Source organism: Ruegeria sp. BHSB064, assembly GCF_059613205.1.
This window is the reverse complement of the sequence record NZ_JBXWSB010000198.1, coordinates 1-5,226: the sequence shown is the minus strand read 5'-3', so window position 1 is coordinate 5,226 and position 5,226 is coordinate 1. Positions and strand designations below refer to the sequence as shown.

The following is a 5,226-nucleotide window of genomic DNA, read 5'->3' as shown; positions in this document are numbered from 1 at the left end:
TCCAGACGGCGGGGCGACCGACCGATTCCAGCTCGACCCCGACCACAAGCAGCGATCCGGTCAGAAACAGAAAAAAGAAAAAGATCGCAAAATGCAGACCCAGCCAGGTGTGCAGCGTGAACAAGAGATTGCGCAACTTGCGATTCATTCAAATACCGGGCCGTCAGATCAATTTACGGAGCATTAAACGGGACGCTGGCCAACGGCGCAAGAACGCCGGGCAAAGCGACCCCGAAAAGATCAAGGATGATGACCCGTCTGTTCATCAGATGAGCCTGGCGGGGCGATATGGTCAATCGCCCCCGCCCTTTGATCATTCGAGGACAGCGCCCTTTTTCTTGAGCTGCGCGTTTGCCGCGCGTTTCTTTTCGGGCTTGGCTTCGAATTCCTCGTGATAGGACCGTTCGACATTGACGTTCCAGACGTCATTGTCTTCGCCCATGATATTGCGCGCCGCATACATGGCCGACAGCATCGAGTGATCCTGATTGTTGTAACGGTGCAGCCCGTTGCGCCCGACGGTCTGGAAATTTTCGAGCGTTTTCAGCCAGTCGCTGACCGTATCCAGGGCTTCTTTGTATTCACCATCATAGACCGGATAGGCTTTGGGCTGCCGGATCACTGAATAATCGACGACCGTGTCAGCATTTGCCAGGTTCAGCTTTTCAAGTTCCGTGCTGGCCAGTTCTTTGAGCTCTTGGTCAGACGAAGACCACAGCCCGTCGCCTTTCTGGCAGAAATACTCCATCCCGATGGACGAGGTATTCTGATCCGGCAGCATTTCTGCCGACCAGGCCCGGAAGTTCTGAATCCGGCCCACTTTCACCTTCGGGCTGTGAATATAAATCCAGTTGTCCGGGAACGGATCCGCGTGATCCAGGATCAGGGTCACGATCAGGAAGTCACGATACCGCAGACGGTCCGCGGCTTCGATCACCTCGGGCGGCGGCGGCGGATCAAAGGCATGGATCAGATCGCGCACGGCCATCGAGTTGATGAATTCTTCGCCCTCGACGCGCTCGGTCCATTTCTCGCCGTCTTCATTCCAGTGGCGCACGTCAATCGAGGTCACGCGGTTGCCGTCCCGGTTGACCTGGGTCACTTCGGAATGGGTTTCAACGCTACCGCCTTTTTCCCGGATCAGATCGCGGGTCTTTTCCCACATCATGCCGGGGCCCAGACGGGGATACTGGAATTCCTCGATCAGGCTGGCCGTATCATTGGCCCCCGAAATCGCGTTCCAGACCGCTTTGGGCAGCGACAGATTCTTGATCCGCTGCGCAGCCCAGTCGGCACGGATTTCAGAGGGCGGAATACCCCAGACCTTTTTGGTGTAGCTGTGGAAGAAGTGCATATAGAGACGTCCACCAAAGCGGTTGACGACCCAGTCTTCAAACGTGTCTTCCTGCGGTCGGGGGCGCAGTTTCCACTTAACGAAGCTGCCAATGATCTTATACGTCTCGTAGGGGCCGATATTTCCCAGCGCGTTGAAGATGCGCAGCGGGTAATCGTAGAACTTGTCACGATAGAAAATGCGGCTCAGGCGCTGCACGGTAATGAAATCCGTGCCCATCACCTCGTGCCACATGTCTTCGACTTCCTGCACCTTGGTGAAGAACCGATGCCCACCAATGTCGAAACGATACCCATTATGGGTTTCGGTACGCGAGATGCCTCCGACCATGTCCGAGGATTCGTAGACCTGCGGCACATGCTTATCGCTCAGCTTCTGGAGTTCGTATGCTGCGGTCAGGCCAGCGGGGCCTCCGCCAATGACGACGACTGGAATTGTATCTTTGGTCAAATCACTCATACCCACACTAAATGTCACACACAAATTTCTGCCTTCAAACTACAGGAGGTTCCCCCGCTTTCACAACAAATTCCTGTGCCCCGCCGAAATTAATGCGCAGACGTTTTAAAACAGGTTCCGCCCAACCAGAGCTGGCGCGAGAACGCCTGCAAACGATCCGCCGGGCGGGGGTGGTCAGGCCCGGGTTCGGGATGGAGGCCGTGGTCGTTTGAGACGAGCGCGCCTGGCTATGTTAGCGGTATAACAAGCCCTTGAAAATATAAAGAAAGACAGCAAGGCGTAGAGCAAACCCTTTTATTTCGCGGGCTCGGCCTGCCGCTGTTCTGAGATGCGTCGCCCCCCGTACCTGGGCCAGATCGCAGTGTGCCATGCAGAAATCACAAGCCAACGCCGAGAGGCAATGCACGTTCTTTCAACAATTCTGCGGCATTGCGCCCATTGTGCAAAAATATGCGCGTAAGTCCCGCAAACCGGCCTGAACCGACTCGGCCACCGGCGACCTTGGCGGGGCAAGATCAAATGCATCTATCCGCGTGTGACGCGCAGCTTCTGCTTCTGCCCCAGCACGTGATATTCGAACAGGCACCAGACATAGACGGTGGCGGAATAGACGTAATAGACCTGATGGTAGAGCAGGCATTTGAATGCAAACCACGGCCCGCCATGTCCGGCCATGGCACGCACCAGATCCAGATTGGCGACAAAGGCCGCTGCCAGCAACAGCAAGGGCAGGGGCCAGGTCCCCGGCCAGAACGGCAAAGCCAGAAGCGACAGCAGCAACAGCCCCGCAATCGCGGCCCGCGCCCGCTCGGCCATCGAGGTGTTCAGGTCATCTGTCAGCCCCTCGCGCGAGATCATCAGCCGGGCCCAGGGCAGGGCGCGGCAGAAGATATCCGTGCTCAGGCTGTTGCGAATGGTCCATACTTTCAGATGTTTGCCCTGCAATTGCGGCTCGACCAGGATACGACGGCCGGTGGCCGCGATCCGGTAGCCCAGCTCGATGTCCTCGATCGATGGGACCTCATAGGTTTTGACATCAAAGCCACCGACTTCAAGAAACACGTCGCGCCGGATGGCACCACACCCGGCCCAGAAGGTGCGCGCCTCGCGGCGGGCACGCTGATGGTGATAGCGGTGCAAAAGGTTCTTGTAGCGTGAAAACCAGGCCTGCCCATCCGGGGCATCGTCATAAGATCCGAACACGGCGCCGACATTGTCTTCGGACATCGCCCGGCGAATATGTTCGGGCCCGTCCGGCCAGGCGATGACATCAGAATCCACAAACCACAGGATATCGCCCGTGGCGTGCTGTGCGGCCAGATTGCGGGCCGCGCCGGGACCGCCGTTGACAGGCGTGGTCAGAACGGTTGCGCCCATGTCGCGCGCCAGCGTCGCGGTGCCGTCGGGGGATTGGTCGTCCACCACCAGAACCTGCTGCACCTGATCAGCCTTCAGCATATCAAGAAGGGGCGGCAGGACACGGGGCAGCAGATGTTCGGCGTTATAAGCGGGCATGACCACAGTGATGGAAAGAGACGGGTTGGACATCATGGATCCTCAGCGGAAACGGAGCGCAGCGCCCTGGGGCGCCGGACAAGAAGAAGCAGGGTGGCCGCAAAAGGCAACAGCCACATCACGCGGGCACCGTATCGGGGGGCAGGCTGTGACACCCCTCCGCAGACCAGTGCGTTGACCGCAATTCCAAGCAGCAGAAACAGTGCAAAGACCCTGAAGGGTGTGGCCACCTGCCCGGGCCAGATAATCAGGCCAACCACTATGACGGCAGAGATCAGGTAGATCACCGCATGAACCGTATCCAGTGGCCCGATCCAGCCCTGATCCGGGGTCAGTATGGTGTCATCCAAAACGTCGAACTGGCCTTCCGGCAACCCGGACAATGATTTTACATTGCTGACCACCACGTCATTCGGGATGGTCATCACGACGCTGTTGGTCAGCAACTGCTCGGTGGCGTTGCCCGCCAGCGCCAAAACGGTGCCAATGGGGCGTGCCGCCAGAACGCGCAGGAAAAAATCGCGCTGCTCAAAGGCAACAGCCTGCTGATCTTCTGCCGTCATCAGGCGGAACGAGCCAAGGCTCTCGGAGCGCTCAAAAATGATATGCGAAGCGGTCAGACGATAGGGGTCATCGGACCAGGACAGGGCTTCGTGCAGCGCACATGTCGCCAACTCGGATGATGGGCACACGTCATTTAGATATGCCATTCCAGGGCCATCCACGATCAGCCTGGCTGTTATGTGAGGCGTATAAACCACCTCTTTCTGGGTGGCGGTTTCAACGGCCACCTCGAACGCCTTGCGCTCTGCCACGGCAAGGCCGGACAGGAAAATCATGAACCCGACTGCAAGCCAGCGGCCCTGTCCGATGCGCAACACAGCGGCCAGTACGGTCAGGGGGAACATCAAAACCGCGATACCCAGATGCGATGGGTGCAGGACGACCGCAAAAAGGCCAAGCGCAAATATGGCCAGCACTTCGCCAATCTGGGTCTGTCGGCCCGATGCGACCACCGCGGCAATAAGGATCAACATGACCGATGTGAAAATATCGGGCATGATATAAGCCACATAAAAGGGCAGTGACGTTGTCGCAGCCGCCAATAGGGGCAGGGTGATCAGCACAATAGGCGTGCGCCCTGTGGGGGCGCTGCGTTCAAGCAACCGCATTGCCAGCCAGACGGCCAGCAACAGCAGCGCCAGCTGAACGACCGCAACCCCACCCAATGCATCCACGCGCCAGAATGCGGCCACCAGCAAGGCATATACGATTGAACGTGACCCGCCCGCGGTTTCATCATCATCCTTTCCCGCCGCCGCACCCGGGGATTGCGCGGCGATCCCATCCTGTGGTGCAGGCGCAGGCAGGATCATGGACAAGGCAATATTGCCCTGCCGGAAATAACTGCCGGTATCGAAATAGACGAGAGGGCCGCGATTGATGGTCAGCACGGTCAGGCAGGCGATGACTGTTGCGGCCAGCAACAGCAGCCCCCCGAACCAACGCGGCGGGCCTGTTATGCTTTTCGAGGTCACTTCCAAGCCACAACGTCGTGGGACGCTGCCGGGGTCATCAGCCAGATACAGGGCTTGAGAGTTTGCTGCCCGCCCTGCAGGCGCACGCTGGGGGTCGCATATTTGCCATCGAAAAAATAATCAGGATAAAAATCAGACGCGTCCATCAGCGGTCTCAGCAGCTATGCGCCAGACCACATCATCCGGTACTGGCGTTTTTTAAAATCGATCAGGCGTAACAATGGATAAAGAATATATCCGGACTGCAGAGTTGAACGCCCATACTCAGAATATCACCTTGCCAAAGCTACACGAAGTTTTCCGCGCAACGAAGAACAAATACAAAAGCCCTATAATTTCGCGCTTTTTCCTCAGTTGATG

Annotated in this window: 5 protein-coding genes; all 5 read right to left on the bottom strand. The window is 57.7% G+C overall.

The window, feature by feature from the left end; all coding sequences use genetic code 11:
* On the bottom strand, positions 1-148 hold a 148-nt coding region (locus tag AC2FNU_RS23865; RefSeq protein WP_496793715.1), incomplete at its 3' end, for a PepSY domain-containing protein.
* Positions 149-313: 165 nt separating this feature from the next.
* Complete coding sequence (locus AC2FNU_RS23860) at positions 314-1,813, bottom strand: NAD(P)/FAD-dependent oxidoreductase (RefSeq protein ID WP_480802231.1); 1,500 nt, start codon at positions 1,811-1,813, stop codon at positions 314-316.
* A gap of 525 nt (positions 1,814-2,338) precedes the next feature.
* Positions 2,339-3,361 carry a glycosyltransferase family 2 protein gene (locus AC2FNU_RS23855; RefSeq protein ID WP_496793711.1) on the bottom strand — a complete coding sequence of 341 codons (1,023 nt, stop codon included), beginning with the start codon at positions 3,359-3,361 and terminating at the stop codon, positions 2,339-2,341.
* Positions 3,361-4,815 (bottom strand): hypothetical protein, encoded by a 1,455-nt coding sequence (locus AC2FNU_RS23850; RefSeq protein ID WP_496793707.1) that lies wholly within the window; start codon positions 4,813-4,815, stop codon positions 3,361-3,363. The genes AC2FNU_RS23855 and AC2FNU_RS23850 overlap by 1 nt, the downstream gene beginning before the upstream one ends.
* A gap of 47 nt (positions 4,816-4,862) precedes the next feature.
* Positions 4,863-5,012: a hypothetical protein gene (locus AC2FNU_RS23845; protein ID WP_496793704.1), complete on the bottom strand. Its 150-nt coding sequence runs from the start codon at positions 5,010-5,012 to the stop codon at positions 4,863-4,865.
* Positions 5,013-5,226: the final 214 nt, after the last annotated feature.

What these genes read in the sequence shown, in the direction of transcription:
- AC2FNU_RS23845 (WP_496793704.1), bottom strand. Translation starts at nt 5,012, where the DNA reads ATGGACGCGTCTGATTTTTATCCTGATTATTTTTTCGATGGCAAATAT.
- AC2FNU_RS23860 (WP_480802231.1), bottom strand. Translation starts at nt 1,813, where the DNA reads ATGAGTGATTTGACCAAAGATACAATTCCAGTCGTCGTCATTGGCGGA.
- AC2FNU_RS23855 (WP_496793711.1), bottom strand. Translation starts at nt 3,361, where the DNA reads ATGTCCAACCCGTCTCTTTCCATCACTGTGGTCATGCCCGCTTATAAC.